This is a genomic window from Alteromonas sp. I10 (assembly GCF_003201515.1).
GTDB classification, from domain to species: Bacteria; Pseudomonadota; Gammaproteobacteria; order Enterobacterales; family Alteromonadaceae; genus Alteromonas; species Alteromonas macleodii.
Genome location: NZ_QJJN01000002.1, coordinates 246723 through 264271 on the forward strand (window position 1 = coordinate 246723; position 17549 = coordinate 264271).

18 protein-coding genes are annotated in these 17549 nt (G+C 45.1%); 5 read left to right on the plus strand and 13 right to left on the minus strand.

Annotation, left to right across the window (positions count from 1 at the left end; genetic code table 11):
* Window positions 1-4: 4 nt before the first annotated feature.
* The 3 genes from prpC to BZA03_RS05450 all read right to left on the minus strand — a co-directional run bounded on the left by prpC (window position 5) and on the right by BZA03_RS05450 (window position 2992).
* Window positions 5-1129 carry a 2-methylcitrate synthase gene (prpC, locus tag BZA03_RS05440; RefSeq protein ID WP_110288189.1) on the minus strand — a complete coding sequence of 375 codons (1125 nt, stop codon included), beginning with the start codon at window positions 1127-1129 and terminating at the stop codon, window positions 5-7.
* Window positions 1130-1388: 259 nt separating this feature from the next.
* Window positions 1389-2264 (minus strand): methylisocitrate lyase, encoded by an 876-nt coding sequence (gene prpB, locus BZA03_RS05445; RefSeq protein ID WP_014950533.1) that lies wholly within the window; start codon window positions 2262-2264, stop codon window positions 1389-1391.
* Window positions 2265-2329: 65 nt separating this feature from the next.
* Complete coding sequence (locus tag BZA03_RS05450) at window positions 2330-2992, minus strand: GntR family transcriptional regulator (protein ID WP_014977261.1); 663 nt, start codon at window positions 2990-2992, stop codon at window positions 2330-2332.
* A 796-nt stretch (window positions 2993-3788) separates the two neighbouring features.
* Here BZA03_RS05450 and BZA03_RS05455 point away from each other — a divergent pair.
* The 3 genes from BZA03_RS05455 (at window position 3789) to BZA03_RS05465 (ending at window position 6836) form a co-directional block, all read left to right on the plus strand.
* Window positions 3789-6053, plus strand: coding sequence for a TonB-dependent receptor (locus tag BZA03_RS05455; RefSeq protein ID WP_110288190.1), 2265 nt, complete (start codon window positions 3789-3791; stop codon window positions 6051-6053).
* A 126-nt stretch (window positions 6054-6179) separates the two neighbouring features.
* The gene (locus BZA03_RS05460; RefSeq protein WP_039226219.1) at window positions 6180-6452 is read left to right on the plus strand and encodes a hypothetical protein; all 273 of its coding nucleotides are present in this window, start codon (window positions 6180-6182) and stop codon (window positions 6450-6452) included.
* Between the two features lie 51 nt (window positions 6453-6503).
* On the plus strand, window positions 6504-6836 hold the full coding sequence (locus BZA03_RS05465; protein ID WP_014950529.1) for a hypothetical protein: 333 nt from the start codon (window positions 6504-6506) through the stop codon (window positions 6834-6836).
* A 7-nt stretch (window positions 6837-6843) separates the two neighbouring features.
* Here BZA03_RS05465 and BZA03_RS05470 read toward each other — a convergent pair whose 3' ends face one another.
* From BZA03_RS05470 to BZA03_RS05515, 10 genes are all read right to left on the minus strand, one after another.
* Window positions 6844-7464: a DNA-binding response regulator gene (locus BZA03_RS05470; protein WP_014950528.1), complete on the minus strand. Its 621-nt coding sequence runs from the start codon at window positions 7462-7464 to the stop codon at window positions 6844-6846.
* Window positions 7461-8651, minus strand: a complete 1191-nt coding sequence (locus BZA03_RS05475; protein ID WP_110288191.1) for a sensor histidine kinase — start codon at window positions 8649-8651, stop codon at window positions 7461-7463. The genes BZA03_RS05470 and BZA03_RS05475 overlap by 4 nt, the downstream gene beginning before the upstream one ends.
* Window positions 8652-8667: 16 nt before the next feature.
* Window positions 8668-8997, minus strand: coding sequence for a multidrug efflux SMR transporter (locus BZA03_RS05480; protein WP_110288192.1), 330 nt, complete (start codon window positions 8995-8997; stop codon window positions 8668-8670).
* Window positions 8998-9025: 28 nt separating this feature from the next.
* A complete protein-coding gene (locus BZA03_RS05485; protein ID WP_110288193.1) occupies window positions 9026-9622 on the minus strand; it encodes a DUF7010 family protein in 597 nt (198 codons plus the stop codon).
* 125 nt (window positions 9623-9747) lie between these two features.
* A complete protein-coding gene (locus BZA03_RS05490; RefSeq protein WP_341462756.1) occupies window positions 9748-11130 on the minus strand; it encodes an MFS transporter in 1383 nt (460 codons plus the stop codon).
* Between the two features lie 19 nt (window positions 11131-11149).
* Window positions 11150-11725, minus strand: a complete 576-nt coding sequence (locus BZA03_RS05495; protein ID WP_014950523.1) for a BON domain-containing protein — start codon at window positions 11723-11725, stop codon at window positions 11150-11152.
* Window positions 11726-11743: 18 nt separating this feature from the next.
* Window positions 11744-12340, minus strand: coding sequence for a phosphoheptose isomerase (locus tag BZA03_RS05500; protein ID WP_014950522.1), 597 nt, complete (start codon window positions 12338-12340; stop codon window positions 11744-11746).
* Between the two features lie 177 nt (window positions 12341-12517).
* Complete coding sequence (locus BZA03_RS05505) at window positions 12518-13606, minus strand: glycosyltransferase family 4 protein (protein WP_014977256.1); 1089 nt, start codon at window positions 13604-13606, stop codon at window positions 12518-12520.
* A gap of 181 nt (window positions 13607-13787) precedes the next feature.
* The gene (locus tag BZA03_RS05510; protein ID WP_014977255.1) at window positions 13788-14129 is read right to left on the minus strand and encodes a YraN family protein; all 342 of its coding nucleotides are present in this window, start codon (window positions 14127-14129) and stop codon (window positions 13788-13790) included.
* A 4-nt stretch (window positions 14130-14133) separates the two neighbouring features.
* Window positions 14134-16134: a penicillin-binding protein activator gene (locus tag BZA03_RS05515; RefSeq protein ID WP_110288195.1), complete on the minus strand. Its 2001-nt coding sequence runs from the start codon at window positions 16132-16134 to the stop codon at window positions 14134-14136.
* Window positions 16135-16275: 141 nt separating this feature from the next.
* Between BZA03_RS05515 and rsmI the strand changes: the two genes are divergently transcribed.
* Window positions 16276-17112, plus strand: coding sequence for a 16S rRNA (cytidine(1402)-2'-O)-methyltransferase (gene rsmI, locus BZA03_RS05520; RefSeq protein ID WP_014950518.1), 837 nt, complete (start codon window positions 16276-16278; stop codon window positions 17110-17112).
* Between the two features lie 98 nt (window positions 17113-17210).
* Window positions 17211-17474: a hypothetical protein gene (locus tag BZA03_RS05525; protein ID WP_014950517.1), complete on the plus strand. Its 264-nt coding sequence runs from the start codon at window positions 17211-17213 to the stop codon at window positions 17472-17474.
* Window positions 17475-17549 lie beyond the last annotated feature (75 nt).

Below are 17549 nucleotides of genomic sequence, written 5' to 3' on the forward strand. Positions count from 1 at the left end.
AATCTTAAGCGCGTTCGCTAATAGCTGGCACTGGGCGTAGTTCTTCGCCTGTATATTCTGCCGACGGGCGAATAATACGGTTGTCAGCGCGCTGTTCCATAACGTGTGCCGCCCAACCGGTTAGGCGTGACATTACGAAGATTGGCGTAAATAGCGGTGTAGGAATACCCATGAAGTTATACGCAGAGGCGTGGAAGAAATCGGCGTTACAGAAAAGCTTCTTCTCGCGCCACATCACTTCTTCACAGCGAACAGACACAGGGTAAAGTACTTCGTCACCCACATCATCAGCCAGTTTTTCAGACCATTGCTTGATAATTTCATTACGCGGATCAGAGTCTGAGTAAATAGCGTGGCCAAAGCCCATGATCTTCTCTTTGCGCTCAAGCATGCCCATCATCTTCTCTTCAGCGTCATCAGCAGAGGTAAAGCCTTCAATCATTTCCATCGCTGCTTCGTTAGCACCTCCGTGAAGTGGACCACGCAGTGAGCCGATAGCACCCGTTACACAAGAATGCATATCAGATAAGGTTGAAGCGCAAACACGTGCAGTGAAGGTAGACGCGTTAAATTCATGCTCTGCATAAAGAATTAACGATACATGCATGACCTGTTCATGAAGTTCACGTGGCTTTTCGCCATGAAGCATATGAAGGAAGTGACCTCCAATTGAGTCGTCATCGGTTTCAACGTCTACGCGCACGCCGTCGTGCGAGAAGCGGTACCAGTAACAAATAATGCTTGGGAAGCATGCTAACATACGATCCGTAACATCTTGTTGCTGGTCGAAGCTGGTTTCCATTTCAAGATTACCTAGCATTGAACAGCCCGTGCGAAGTACGTCCATTGGGTGGGCATTTTTTGGAATGCGCTCTAGCACTTCTTTAAGCGCGGTAGGAAGGCCGCGCATGCTGCGAAGTTTTGTTTTATAAGCGTCTAGCTCAGACTGGTTAGGTAGCTTGCCCTTTAGAATAAGGTACGCTACTTCTTCAAATTGACAGTTTTGCGCTAAGTCTTTTACGTCGTAGCCACGATACGTTAAACCAGAACCTGATTTACCTACGGTTGATAATGCTGTTTTGCCTGCAACTTGGCCGCGTAAACCCGCGCCACTTAACTGTTTAGCCATCTTGTTGTCTCCGGTCTTGTAAAATTTGTAAGGTACTTTTTTTAAAATTTAGAAATAAAAACTATATTGAACTCATCAGGCGAGTGGGGTGCGAGGCACCGAGAGAGTGGGGGCGGTGCACGGGGCGTTACCCCTTTGAGGCATGGATGCCGAAACGGAGCCCCCATGGATGGGTTCACGGCGTGGTAACGCCCTGTGTACCGTTTCAACTTCAATGGTGCCTCGCACCTCACTCGCTTCCTGCTGTTTCGTATTCGTGTTAGTTCTTACCTTCTGCGAATAGAGCATCTAGTTTTTGCTCGTACTCGTGGTAGCCAAGATAATCGTACAGTTCCATGCGTGTCTGCATGCTGTCGACAACGGCTTTTTGGTCGCCGTTTTCAAGTATAGATTTGTAAACCATTTCTGCTGCTTTATTCATCGCACGGAATGCACTTAGTGGGTAAAGCACCATGTCGGCACCCCATTCACCAAGCTCTTCTTTATTCCATAGTTCGGTTTTGCCGAACTCAGTGATATTGGCAAGGATCGGAACGTCTAGCGCTTCAGCAAATGCACGGTAATGTTCTTCGGTTTGCACTGCTTCGGCAAATATGCCGTCAGCACCCGCTGCAACATAGGCCTTTGCACGTTCAATGGCTTTGTCTAAACCTTCTTGTGCGAACGCGTCGGTGCGCGCCATAATGAAAAAGTCTGGGTCAGTTCTGGCGTCAACTGCAGCTTTTATGCGGTCTACCATTTCTTCTGTGCTAACAATTTCTTTGTTAGGACGGTGACCACAGCGCTTTTGCGCAACCTGGTCTTCCATATGAACTGCCGCCGCGCCTGCTTTTTCCATGTCGCGAATAGTTTTGGCAATGTTAAATGCGCCGCCCCAACCGGTGTCGATGTCTACCATTAGCGGAAGATCGCACGCGCTGGTAATGCGCTGAACGTCTGCAATCACATCATTAAGTGACGTCATGCCTAAGTCCGGTAGGCCGTAAGACGCATTCGCTACGCCGCCACCTGAAAGATAAATTGCTTGGTGCCCAATAGCTTTTGCCATCATGGCAGTATAGGCGTTAATGGTGCCGACAATTTGTAGCGGTTTGTTGTTCTCTAATGCGGTTCTGAATTTCTTTCCTGCACTCATGATAATCACTCGCTTATTTGAAAGTAGGGTAGAGGTGAATTAGGTATGAAGAAGACTGAGTGGTGTTAACCATGATTAAGCTTCTTCTCAATATTATTTTTTGAATAAAGAATATGGCGACGCATTAGCATTTCAGCCAGTTCCTCGTCGCGATTGGCAATAGCGTTAACGATGTGTCTGTGTTCATCAAACGCGGTACTTACGCGAGGGCCAGCCATACCGAGCTGTACGCGATACATACGAACAAGATGGTAAAGCCCGTCTACAAGTACGCTGATGAGATGATCGTTTTTACTGCCGGTTACAATTCTGTAGTGAAAGTCTACATCGCCGGCTTCTTGATAATAGCTTTGACCGTCTTTTACTTTATCGAAGTGGCTATCAAGCAACGCCTGCATGTCGGCAATTTCTTCATCGCTCATGTAGCGTGCAGCCAAGCGGGCGGCCATACCCTCTAATGCTTCGCGCACTTGGTATAGCTGAATAAGGCCTTCGGGGGACAGTGCAACCACACGGGCACCCACGTTAGCTTTACGTTCCACCAAGTGACAGGTAGCGAGACGATTGATGGCTTCACGAATAACGGCGCGACTGACTTCATACTTTGTCGACAATTCCATTTCACTCAGCTTACTGCCTGCTGGAATGATGCCCTCAACAATATCCTTCCTTAATTGAAAGAAAGTGCGGTCGGCATTGGTGATGGCTTGTTCGCTTTTTACTAACACTTTATAGAATCTTAAAATGACTAATGTCGACAATATATGCCCGTTTTGGCGTTTTTTCAACCTTAAAAGGTGTGGATTGTCGACAACGAGAGTAAGATATTAGTCTGATAGTCATGTATAACGGCCTGTGTTGACAGCTGTGCAATGGTGTAACGCCATATGCAAACAGAGCCATGCGTCAATTTACGCTCATTAGGCGAACCTTGCGCAATCATATTGATAGCTACTGCCCAAACGGAGGAGGGAAATTGGTAACGATAGTTACATGCAGAGGTTCTGAGCTAAAGAATGATTCAAGTAAGTGATGGTTTGTTCAAAGTTTGTCCATTTGGTCTAGGTGTTCTTTACTTTATTAGCTTAGGTGCTGTGAAGAGATAGAGTAAATTATCTTTATTATATCTAATTGATTTTATGAAACTTATAAACACTTTTTGTTTGATGCTTAACCTAACCAATTAGTCTAATTTTGAAGTCTTATTTAAGTAAAAGTGTAATATTTTACTTTGCAAGATCGTAATCTAACGGTAACATATCGTTCCAGTCTTCAAGCCTAAATTCTTCTATTGAATTTTAGAGGGCTGGGAAAGTAAGTTCTACTTTTAAAGCAGAGTTTCATTGAAAGTAAGTTTGTAATGTTTTATTACGACTTACTTTTTTATTGCCTGTAATCCAGTATAAGCACAAGGTTATGTGCGCCTCTTAAATTAGTGAGTTTAGTCTTTCAAAGTTCCAAAGAAGAACTTGAAGCAGCCTAAAAATATTATTACACCTAACACTCACGCAAAGGGGTTATACCATGAAAACCAATACTGACGTGTCTAAGGCACTCGCCAGTAAGCTTTCACCTGTCGCACTAGCAGTAGCGATGACCGTCCCAGCAATTTCAAATATTGCCGTTGCCCAAGAAGCAGAAGCAATTGAAGAGCAACAATTTGAAGCTATTACCGTTACCGCAACAAAACGCCCTCAAGTTATCTATGAAGTTCCAATTGCTATTAGCGCCTTCGATGGCGACAAGTTAGCTGACCAAGGTATTACTGACCTGACTGACGTTGGTAAATTCGTTCCAAACCTAAATGTTACTGGTTTCTCTGCCGGCCACACATCGTCTGTAAACCCATTTATTCGTGGTATTGGTCTTCAAGATCACCTAATCACAACCGATCCGGGTGTGAGTGTTTATGTAGACGGTGTTTATCTGGGCCGTCAGGTTGGTCAAAACTGGAGCCTAAATAATATTGAGCGTATTGAGGTACTTCGTGGCCCTCAAGGTACGCTATATGGTCGTAACTCGATTGGTGGTGCAATTAACATCATCACAAAAGAGCCAGACCAAGGTGATGTAACCAAAATCAACACTGAATTTGGTACACGTGGTCGCGTTAAAGCTGATCTTTTTGTTAACCACGGTCTTTCAGAAACCGTAGCGTTTAACATGAACCTGTCATTTAACAAGCGCGATGGTCTTGGTGAGTTCATCAACGTGCCTAACGCCGAGTACGATGTTGGTGAGACTGAAGATGTTTCTGGCCGCGTTTCTCTTAAGTGGGAGCCATCTAATGACTTCCGCATGGTATTAACTGCAGATGCTAACAATGGTGACGGCGGTCTGCGCCCTTACACTGTGCTAATTGATGAAGTGGGTTCAGATCGCTACTTCGGTGGTCAGAATGGTGTTGGCGTACCGTTACGTAACACAGATGTGACACCTGAAGGCGCTGATATCTACGACAATGCAACAGGTACTGAAGCAGTAACTGGCGTGTCGAACGAAGCGCGTGGTCTTTCACTCACTACTGAGTGGGACATTAACGAAGACTACACTGCAAAGGTTGTTGCAAGCCAGCGTACATCTAAGTACAAAGCAGGTCTTGATGATGACGGTACAATTTACTCGTTAGATCAGTTCCCTGAGCGTGGTGAAGCCGATCAAACATCAATCGAACTTCAGCTTAACGGCTATATCAACGAATACACTGACTTTGTTGCTGGTGTTTACTACTTCAACGAAGAAGGTAGCAACCGTCAAGGTGACGACTCTAGTTTTGACGGTGGGGCTAACCTGCTAGAACTCGATCAAGAAACCACTTCAAAAGCGGTTTACGTTAACGTTCGCCGTGATTTAACTGATGAGCTTAGCCTTTCTGGTGGCCTTCGTTACACGAAAGATGAAAAAGAAGCATCAGCGAACGTATTTTCAGCACTTGGTACTATCTATGATTCAAATGATTGGGACGAAGTGACGTGGGAACTCGCCACTAACTACACATTTGAAAATGGCATGACAGGCTATGCGACAATTCAGTCTGGCTACCAGTCGGGTCAATTCCCAGCACGTCCTTACTGCCTAATTGGTGAGTTCTTCGGTGCAGGTGGCTTTGATGATATCGAAGGCGCTCAAGCGGCGGTTCGCGCAAATAACTGTTTTACGGCGTCTGACAATATTACTGCTACTAACTATGAAGTAGGTATTAAAGGTCGTGTGAATGATTACTTCGACATTAGCGTTGCAGTATTTAACACTGAGTTTGAAGATCTTCCTTACCAAGTAAGTCGCGTGAGCGAAGGTGGCTTCGACACCGCAAACCTTGTGGTAGAGCAAACATCTCGTGGTGTTGAAGCTGATGCTACGTTTACCTATGGCAACTTCAGCATGATGACCAGCGTTGGTTATATGGATGTTGATGTTGAAGAGCAAGATGGATTCAATCCTGTAGCGCCACTTACTCCAGACCTAACCCTTGCAATTGGTCCGCAGTATACCTTTGAACTTGATGGTGGTGATTCAATTCGCGTACGTGCAGATTACTCATATCGTGCAGAAATGTATGGTGAGCCTACTTCAGCACCTGAGCGTATGACTAAACTTGATAGCCGTGAGCTTGTTAACTTCGACATCGCTTATACGCCAGCGAATGATGCGTATACTGTTGCACTTTACGGTCGCAATATTTTTGATGAGCGTTACGACAATGCACGCTTGAATACAGGTGACTACATCCTGCAAATTCTAAGCAACGACGCAAGCGAGTTTGGTGTTAGATTCTCAACTGAATTCTAATAGCTACAACGAGTTACAATTAAAAAGCCAGTCTAAAGACTGGCTTTTTTTTGCTTATTTTTTCTTGTTTTATCTTCATTATTAGCATAGTTTTAAAACTGTTCTAAAAATGCCCAGCAACTATTTATGAAAGTGAAAGCACTTTACGGTATTGGTTTTCTTGTTGTTAATATGCTTTTGTCAGGGTGTACCTACACGGTGTATTTACCCGACGATGAAGATATAAACGCGAAGAAAAACGGCAAGGTTGCAGTTGCTAAACCTGAATTTGGTAACCAATGTCGTTATAGCGGAAACGGTGAGTATGGCGCGTGCCCAACGTCAAATAGTGAAATGGTTGGAACATCGTGTTCTTGTCCAACACCTTCAGGGCAGATTATGGGAACGGTGTCGAAATAGAAGACGTGCTTTTGTAGTAAGTAGGGCCTTTCAATCATACGGAGATGGAGCGTGGGATTGTTTACCAGTTTTAAAAAATCGCGGTTAGAAAAAAAGTTTAAGAAAAACGAATGGGTAATCATTCAACCTATTCCGTTCGCTCAATTTGAACAACTTATCGTAGACCATGTAGACGGAGGTTGGGAAATAGAAGATGACTATGAACGGCTCGCTGAAACGACCGCTAAGTGGCAGTGTGAATTACGCAAAGGTACGAGTATTTTAACCTGCGTATGGACCGCTAAACAGCAAGGTATCGTATACGGTCCCGAACGCGTGCTTACCGGTTTGTCTGAAAAGCTAAATATACCGACGTCTACAGCAATTGCTACGACGTGGTTTTAAGCCTTTATTAGAGCCAACCTTTTTGTTTAGCTATGCGAGCAGCATCTACGCGGTTGGTCGCATCGAGCTTTGAAATAGCCTCTGAGAGGTAGTTTCTTACCGTACCTTCAGATAAAAACAGCGATTGAGCAATGCCTTGGGTTTTAAGCCCTTCTGAAGCAAGTTTTAGTGCGGACATTTCTTTTTGCGACAGTGGATTGTTGTCGTCAAGAGCCATGATGGCGAGCTCAGTCGAAATTACCTTTTCTCCCGCAGAGACTTTGTGAATGGCATCTATCAGGTAGTCGCTGTCAGACTCTTTCAATATAAAACCCTTAACCCCTAAACTTAATGCACGCTTTATGTAGCCTGGTTTAGAAAAGGTAGTCATTAATACCACCTTGGTATTGAGATTTTGCTTTGCAATGTGGGCGGCTAGATCTAGCCCTGAAACCAGCGGCATTTCGATATCGCTCAAAATAATGTGTGGTGCAGGGTTATCATTTAAATAATCAATGGCTTCCTTTCCATTACTGCACTTTTCAACAATGGTTAAGTCGTCTTCTAATGACAGAAGCATGGCAATGGCATCGCGAACCAGCGACTGATCTTCAACAATCAAAATAGTAGTTGGCGCTTTTGAGTTCATAGGGAAGCCTTATGTGACAAAGCTTGCTCGGCAGTAAGCTGAACCCTGACAATAGGGTGGGGAAGGAAAGAAATGTCCACATCCGCATGAATAGACGCCGCGCGTTCTCTAATTCCCATTAATCCGTTTCCTTCTTTAATTGATGCGGTGTTCTCAACTACGCCATGATCTTTATAGGTCATTTTCACGGTTTGCTCATTAACTTCAAGACCAAGGGATACCGCGTTACCCTTTGAATAGCGTAAGGTATTGGTTGTCAGCTCTTTGATAATAAGCGCAAGCTGGCTTTCTTGTTTAGCGCTTAAATGTGCTTCAGCGCCGCCTTCAATATTGGTTGTAACATTAAAGCCGTTTTCTTCTAACAGTGATTTGTCTTTTGCTATTTCATCGCTAAGAGAAAGCTGCTTGATATCTGACACTGCTTGACGAATATCACTCAGTAGCGCCTGAGAAAGCTGTGCCAGCGCTTTTACCTCGCGATGCGCGTCTTCAATCTTATCTTTGCTTATAAGTTTATCGGCCAGTTGTGCCTTTAACGAAATAGAGCTGAGTGCGTGACCCGCAACATCATGTAAGTCTCTGCCTATTCGCTCACGTTCAGCGATCGCAGACAATACTCGTAGTGCTTCGGCCTGCTGGCTCTCTTTCAGACTATGGAGCGTTTCTTTGCGCTCCATAACACCAAACCCGAATAGCACTAAGCTGTTGAGCAACGAAGCACTCAAAAGAAAATGTGCGTTATTAAATACGGTAATGTGCAGTGACACGAGTACCAGCATCATCACGCCTATGCTCATTATGCCTGTCTTGAGCGAGTTGTAATAACCTACGATAAAAGCAATAAAGCCGATAATTGTGGCTCCACCTGGGTTTTGAAAGCTGCATGCTACCGAAAGTAGAAACATGAGTAGCATATAAGTGGGCAGTGTTTTAACAGGCTGATTTATGGCTTTAATGTAAAGAATGACAAAGCTAAGGTATCCCAGGGTTTGAAGCACCCATGTTTCGATGGGAAGAGGACGGGAAATAATAAGCGGAACAAAAAAGAACAGTGAAAAAAACAAGCTTCCGTGAGACCAGCGCTTTTTCCGTCCACTTGCCAAAAGGGGCATGTCAGGCGCGGCGCTCTCGTTTTTGACGGCAGGCACCGCGCTGTTACTATCTTGTATGCTTTTATTGCTGAGCATTGTGAGTACTTCGTCCCTACTGAAATACAACGGCAGACTTGCTAGTAATTAGCAGCGTACCAGAGATAATCAACATAATACCCAGCACGGCATAAATGTCGAAAGTTTGTTTCCAAAATATCACCGAAGCAGCAGTGATAAGTGCGATTCCCATACCCGACCAAATGGCGTAGGCGACCCCAATTCCCATATTCTTTAAGACCATGGCAAACAGCATTCCAGATATCGCGTAGAAAAAGATAGCGCCGTACCCAAAAGCCCATTTCTCCCATCCGTTCGACATTTTAAGCAGCATGGTAGCGGTAACTTCGGTGATAACTGCAACTGCTAAAAGTAAATAAGTCATAGTGCATTCCTTCTTAATTAAAGTGAAATTAGTTAGATTTGATTGATTGAAAACGACGTTCAAGGGTGATTAATGACACAATGTAGACAGCGACAATCACAGCCGATATTGCCTCTATCCTTGCATCGGGAAACAAGTACCAGGCGGCGACAATGCCGAAGGTTCTGGTTAGCGTGTGAAAGTAGCCTATCCAGTGTTCGATAGCCCATGATAAAGGCATCCACATCAGGCCTGCGAGAATGCCAATACTCAAAGGGACGGTGGTGTGGTCGATGGCTGCAACGGGAAGCGCAATGGCAAATACCATTAGGCTCATGATCATGCCAACGAAGAAAAGACGATCAAAACTGTTCTTTGCCGCCTTCTTGGCAAAAAATCGCTCGCCGGTGAGGTAGGAAAGACCTGCACCGAGGTAGAAGATGGCACCTGTGCCGATATACAGCAACCAGGTTATGGTTAATTCAGATACAAAAGGAGCGCTGATACCAAGCAGAGCCCAAACAACAGTGCCTGCCAGCGGCATGGCAATGAATCGGTTCTTTTTAAAATCTTCGCGCTGCTGTTCCAATGGGATGGAAGCATTCTGAACGGGAGTTATTGATGAAGCGTGAGATACTTGTTCCATGAGCTTTACCTGATGTTGTAATGTCTATAGGTAAAGTATGCCGAGGTACCTCAGATTGCGTTAGTCACAAACGTCACCAATCGCCTATGACAATTGTCATCAGTTCACTTAATGAAGCCTATGAACTAAGTCTGTCGTGCTTTTTTCGCTTTTCGTTTGTTTAACACTGAATCGCCATCTTCCTTAGACAGCATTAAGCTATCGTAAATGCTGACAAGTGCTACTGCGGCCATAAACATCATAGATAGCGTAAACGTTTGTAGGTTTGGCATATTGGCGCTTTGTCCAAGAATGAATGCTGCAGCAGCGATAGCAAGCGCAGAAAGGGTAATGCCAAGACCGCGGTTCATTTGCATTAAAATGGCGCCTAGCGTGTTTGCGTCTCGCATTTTATTGGTGGGGACGTCGGCAAAAGCAATGGTGTTTATTAACGTTAAGTGCATTGAGCGAGTAATGCCGTTAACAAATAAAATAGCGGCAATAGTAAATGACGATGTGGAGTGATTTATCATCGCCAGCGCCACAAAACCAAGGGCGATGAGCACGCCGTTTACTACAAGCACGCGTTTGAAGCCGAAGGTATTCATGATCCACGTTGTCGCTGGCTTTATCGCTAAGTTTCCAGCAAACAGCCACAGCAACAGTGAGCCGGCTTCTACAGGTGAGTAACCTAATCCAAGTTGGAGCATGAGTGGCACAAGAAACGGTGCACTGCCAAGTGCGACACGCATAACAGAGCCGCCAAACACAGTAAGCCGGAAGGTTTTGTGTTGCATCGCATCGAAAGAAAATAGTGGATTCTTGGCCGTTTTTACGTGTTTGACTGCCAATACCATGAGTACTAAGCCAATAGCGATGATGCCAAGTGGTCGAATAAGCTTGTCGCTGGTACTCGCTAAAAACTCGATCCCCGCCATAAACAGCGCAAAGCCGATACCGGTGAGCAAAAAGCCTTTAATATCGAATTTACCTACATTGCCTTTAATGTTTTTAAGGAGATACAGTGACGCGATGATAGCGATTATGCCCAGTGGAATATTCATATAAAAAATCCACTGCCAACTGAAATGAGTGGCGATGTAACCGCCTAGCACAGGGCCTAGTAGCGGTGCGCTTAACGCAGGCCAAGTTATAATGGCCACGGTTTTTACCAGCTTTTCCTTTGGCAAGTCCCGCAGAACCACTAATCTTCCCACGGGAACCATCATTGCCCCGCCTAAACCTTGAAGAATGCGAGACAAGGTAAATTCGAATAAGCTGGTACTCAGACCACAAAGCACCGAGGCAAAAGTGAATACGGCAATCGCTGCTACGAATATAGTGCGAGCGCCAAATTTATCGGCGGCGTAACCACTTAATGGAATAAAGAGTGTTACGGCTACCAAGTATGCCGATACACCAATAGATAGGTGGGCTGCCGGCACATTGAAGTCGGCAGCAATGACAGGTAACGCCGTGGTGATAACCGTGGCGTCTAAAATTTCCATAAAGAGTGCCCCTGCAACCAAAAGGGCAGTGGCGAACTCTCTATTGAACAATTTCAAAGGCTCTAACTACGCGCGCGACACCCGTAATATTGCGAGCAATATCTACAGCGGCTGTGGCTTCTAAATTGGTTAACCGACCCATCAGGAATACTTCTGAATCTTGAACCACTACCTTAACTTGTAGAGCAGGCACTCGTTCGTCTGCCACAATTTTAGTACGCACTTTTGACGCTAACCACAGGTCGTTGGCTTGTGTGCCTGCACCTATCGCCTCGCCAATTCTAATTTGGTTGTGAATTTTTTTGATATAGCTTACTTCTTGGGCGCGGCGCACAGCTTCGTCAACTAAGCCTTGGTTTGGCGCTTGCCCGGTTAGCAACGCTACACCGTTATAAACATCCACTTGAAGGTTAGCTTGCTCTTTAAGCGCATCGCTTTTCGACCATTGATACGACACCGCAGCATCGGCATTTTGGTCATCAAGCTGCGTGCCCACAGTACGTCTGTCATTAGCCACTTTCGCAGCCATAGCGCCTGCAGCTCCAACGGCCACTACACACCCTTGTAATGTAAGAATTAGGGCTAATAAAGAACCCAGTAGTCCCAAATTTTTCACTTGTGTCCTCGTTATCTACTACTCGTCGCCGTGATCGGCAGGGAATAAGCTGTCGTCAATGCATTCACATAAATTGTGAATTACCAGTAAATGAACTTCTTGAATACGCGAAGTGCGGTTTGACGGTACGCGAATTTCTACATCATGTTCACTTAAAAAGCCCGCCATTTCACCGCCGTCTTTGCCAGTAAGCGCGACAATGGTCATATCGCGAGATAATGCCGCTTCCATCGCTGCTATGACGTTACGAGAGTTACCGCTGGTTGAAATAGCCAACAGTATATCTCCGGGTTGGCCGAGCGCCCGTACTTGCTTCGCAAATATTTCTTCGAAGTTATAGTCATTCGCAATAGACGTCAGGGTTGAGGTGTCTGTGCTTAATGCGATTGCCGGTAAGCTGGGACGGTCGCGCTCGTAGCGATTGAGCATGTTGGAAGCAAAATGTTGCGCATCACCTGCAGACCCGCCATTACCACAGCTCAGTACTTTATTACCTCTAATTAAGGCTTCAACGATCATGTACGCCGCTTTCTCAATATGCTCTGGCAATATTTCCGATGCCGCTATTTTGGTTTGTATGCTCTCGGTAAAATTCGCTTTTATCTGTTCAATCATGTGTCATCTCTTTGTTTTCACCAAATGGCAGACCATTTAGTGAAATTTTTTGCGCTGCATTACAGCGCCTTGATTTTTGTAATGGCCAGTATCTGAAAGTCAGAGGTTTAAACTGTGGCCTCAGCGCGAGAGAAAAAGGCCTAACGTTTATCGCTCGCGATAATCAACCCGCATTTTCTATTGAAGCGTGCGAAAAAACTCAACCAAGTTTCTTGCTTCATCTTCAACTTTAAAATTTTTCACAACGTGTTCGCGCCCGGCTTTGCCCATTTCTGCAAGTTTGTCCATATCCGAAAGCAGCAAATCCATCTTTTCTGTGACAGCTTGCTGATCTTTGGTAGGTACAATATACCCATCAACGCCTGGCCTAATGATGTCTTCCCATGCGCCCGCCTGAGTAGCTAATACCGCAGCTCCCGCACTCATGGCTTCAGGTACAGTTAGTCCAAACCCTTCGTTATAGCTAAGTGCACTTACTAATGACAGTGCACTGAAGATTCTAGGAATTTGCTCAAACGGCAATTCACCGGTGAAAACAATTCGGTCAGTTAACCCGGCTTTAGAAATTTTTTCTTTAAGCTCGTTTACAAATTCTTGGTTACTCGAGGATATGGCACCTACAACTACTGCGTTCACGTCAGGGTATTTGGGCAATACTTTGATACACGCTTCAACAAATAGATGAACGCCTTTTTGCTCTCTAACTCTGCCCAGAATACCAATGCCGTACTTGCCGCCGTAGCCTAATGCTTGCCATGCTTCTTGCTTGTTTTCTGCTGGCGTGTAGTTGTCTATTTGCACACCGTGTAGATTTATCTTGGCGGGGGGCTTATTTAGATATTTTGCAGAGCGATTACTCATTGCAATAACCGCATCCATTTTATTGCTTAACCACACCGTAGAAGCCGAACGCTTTCGCTGAGCGGCAGAGCTAAATACAAGCTTTATCTTGGCGCGAAACACGTATTTGAGGATCACACCCTGAATCATCTCGTCAACGCGACGCGCATGAAAAATTCGCCACTTACCATTACTAAGCGGGCGTCGACACATTTTGGCGACCTCCCAAAAAGTAATAGTCATTGATGGGTCTGGAACAAAATGCTTGCCCATTATCCGCAAATTAATCATATGCTTCTGTAGCGATGTTACTTGCAGCATCGTAGACGTTACGCCAGAAAAATTAGAGCTGGAGTTGCCGACTATTAGCTCTATTTCTTGGTTATCAACGCTGCTGGACGAAACCTTGTTGTTGGGATGACTCATTATTTGTGGGAACCTAAGAAACTATCATCAAACCGATGAAGGGTTGCAAATCATAAGATAAAACAAACGGAATACTTCTGACATAAAGACATTTTTATCAATATCGGCCGCGCTCATCGTTGGCGTACGCTTCTAGTCCTCTTTAGGGAACATCAGTTTAAAAGCTGGATATTGTCAGTCTTTAGCCCACGTTCTTCAACCACTGAAGGTTGTCTCCGTCTATGGCAACAACGTCTATTCGCAGAGAAGTAGACGCTGGATTTAAGCCATTATCTAACAAATAGAAATCAAACGCAGCCTGAATTCGCTGGAGCTTTTTGGCAGTCACAAACTCTAGAGCACTGCCAAACTGATTTCGTCTTCGGTATTTAACTTCAACGCACACTATGGTGCTGCCGTCTTGCATTACAATGTCGAGCTCGCCACGCCGAGTGTGGTAATTTCGACATCGAAGAGTAAGGCCTTGTTCCATCAGATATTTACAGGCCTTGTCTTCTGCTGCACTCCCTTGCAGTGTTGACATAATTTTACTCCGAAAGCATTTGAACTTTTTCGTTACGAATAATTGCCTGAGGCTGTTTGCGTATTACTTCACCTTGTTGATTAAGGGAAAGTGTACCCGTTAACCCTTCGTGTGAAAGATATTTCAGCGTGTTAAGCATGCCTAGCTGAGGCAACAACTGATAGGCATCAAAACCGAACGCAAATAAACGTCTTTGCATAGTATTTTGATTTTGCCAAGCCTGTTCAACCTCCTGCTGAAGAGGTTGCCAACTATGTGAAGGCATTAACCAAGGCATGTCGATAAAGTGTACATTCTGCAGGTCACGCCATTGGTTTTTCCCGCTGTCGTAATCCATTGAACGAGAGGTGGCATACACGGGGACTTGTTTGCCATTGTATGGGTTTAAGCTCGCTTCGATAATGGGGTTAAGCAGTTCTGTGTCTTGAGGTGAGGCAAATGCAACAATGGCATCAATATCACGCCTACTGCGAGGCATGTTGTACACTTCATCATTTGTCATGTACTCAATTTGATTGATACGTTCGTTGCTTTGCGCCACATCTAGCGCCTGTGTAATTCCCTCTCGAAGTGAATTACTGTCGTTAAACGATACCGACGTTATGTTGGCGCGCTGCTTGTTTTCCTGATTGTTGAGTATTCGCCAGTGCTTTTTAAAGGTGTCGTCCATTCGCTGGTACAGACTGCTTTGTGCGGCAATAACGATAGGCGCACGATATCCTTTATTAAAGATAAATTCAGCAAGCTGCTTTGCTTCATCTTCTGGTGCTAGCCCGTAATAATTCAGCGAGGTAGGCAAGCCTAATGAGTGGAGTTCATTTTGTGTGTCATCACCTGCGAGACCTGTACCAGAGGCAAGAGCATCATCGGCTATCGCCGGATTAGATGATCCTGTTGCCAACCCTTTAGCAGACGCATTGTCTGGCAATTCGTCAGGCCTGTTTAATGCAAGTACGTTCACACCAAGCGGCAAACTGGGAATTAAACGCTCAACAGTGTCTTTTAAAAGAGGGCCAATGATGAACTTGGTATCGCCAATTTCGCTGAGTAAATGCTGTGTATCTACTTCGTTGGTGTCGATAAAACGAAGACGAGGTAGAAGGTGTTCATCTTGGCGCTTTTCAACATCGGTGTAATAAGCCGCCATGATGCCATTTTTAACGACTTGTCCTGTGCGAGCTAACCTGCCAGAAAGTGGTAGTAAAACCGCAATATCGTTGGCGCCAGCATCGGTAAGCTGGGTTGCTTCAATTACGTTTTCAGGCAAAGCGTTTTCTAATACATGACCGCGATAAACCTGCTTAAATTGCTGCAGGCTTTTGGCTAATTTTTCTGGTGACGACGCGTTTTCTTCGGTTAGTTCGCGAAGAGTAATGAAAGGAGACAGATCGGGATAAGCACTGCCCACTGAATCAAGTGAGGAAGTGGGTATGGAGGTAATCCACTCCCAAACCTGCTGAACTTTTTCATCGTCAGTTAAATTGGTTTTCAATACGCTATTTGCTGCGGCGGCAAAGTTGCCTTGTTGCGTGTATAACTGAGTTTGCAGTTCTGCTTTTTGAAATGCCGCTTCACCCGTTGCGTTCACACTATCTAACATTGCTAGCAGCTCTTCTGCCGGCGCATCAGGCATTCCCGCATAAGCTTTAGTAACTAAAAGGGAATAATAGGATTGATTTGCTCCCGTTACCCCATCTTCTTTTACTTCATACAGAACCTGCTGAGCTAATACAGGCTGGTTGTTTTGAAGGTAGAGACCAGCTGCTTGCAGTAATAGCTTGTCGCGCTGCTCTTTATTGCGGGTGCGCTCCCACACTTTTCTAGCTTCTACGAGTTTGTGCTCTGGAGTGACGTTCTCTTCAACCTGTGTGGTTTCAATTGGGTTCGGTTTCACTACCACAGGCTTTGACTGAGTTTTAGGGGTACTTCCACAACCCGATAACACCAATACCGAAGCAATGGCTGATAGCGTAAAGATTTTTCCAGCTTGTCCAATATGACGCACAGTTTCATTCCTTTTACATCGTTATAGGCCAAGTTTATCTTAACCAGTGTGAAAATCTACGCTTGCCAGCATAATCTGGACTAATGGCGTGATACACTTATCGCATATTCTTCAATATTAACGTAAGACTTAATCACTGTTATGACAGACACCGCCACCTTATATATTGTTCCCACACCTATTGGTAATTTAGACGACATAAGTGCCAGAGCAATACGCGTGTTAAGTGAAGTAAGCTGGATCGCTGCCGAGGACACCCGTCACAGCGCTCGACTCTTACAGCACTTTAGCATTGGAACGAAAACTCTTTCTCTGCACGAGCATAACGAAGATAAGCGCACAGCAATGCTTTGTGAGCGTTTAAAGGGCGGCGAGTCGGTAGCATTAATAAGTGATGCTGGAACGCCGTTAATCAGCGACCCGGGCTTTGTTTTGGTACGCAAGTGCCGTGAGCAAGGTATTCCGGTTAGCGCTCTGCCGGGCCCATGTGCTGCAATTACAGCATTAAGCGCGTCGGGACTGCCAACAGACAAGTTTATATTTGAAGGATTCTTACCGGTTAAAGTGCAGGCACGTGAAAGCGTGTTGTCAGCGCTAATAGATAGAACGTTCACCACAGTTTACTATGAAGCGCCACGTCGAATTTTAGACACCGTTACTGATATACAGCGCGTTCTAGGCGAACGTCAGATTGTGGTAGCAAAAGAGCTATCCAAAACCTTCGAAACCTACGTGAGTGGCAGTGCGCAAGATGTAATTGATTATCTCAATGCGGATGTTGCGCACCAGAAAGGCGAATTCGTCGTCATGATTGGCCCCGCGAAGGTAAGTGACCAGGCGATACCCAGTGAGGCAATGTCGTTGCTAAGTGTATTGTGTGAGCACATGCCGCTTAAAAAGGCCGCGGCGGTGGTCGCCACTCACTATGACTTGAAAAAGAATGCGCTTTATCAAGCTGGTCTAGACGCAAAAGCGTAAACACGTTGTTGATCTTAAGGGCCTTGGAATAAATACAAAGGAGTGTAATTCACGTCAACTGCCCAGTTCAAAAAGGACTGAGGTTTATGGAGGCTCATATGACAAAAACACTCAAAATCACCATGTCAGAAGGAAAATGGTTAGTTGATATATTTTCTCAAGCTAACGACTCAGGTGTTTACGACTTAATCCACCCTAATACCTTTGCGGAAGTTTCTCTTAATGAAGGCGAAATGTACGGCTTTCGTTATAGCCTGCATGGAAAAGCAGGAACGTCATTTAAAATTGAGTTAGATGACGAAGTGCTGGCTGAAGGTGAGATCGACAAATCTGAGGCGGCGTCGGGAAGTGGGGTTGTATAGTCTCTAGAACAGTGTTTAGCGATTATTCTGCACGCTTTTATTGTATACTCGCCTGTTTTAGAAGCTCTCTTTAGG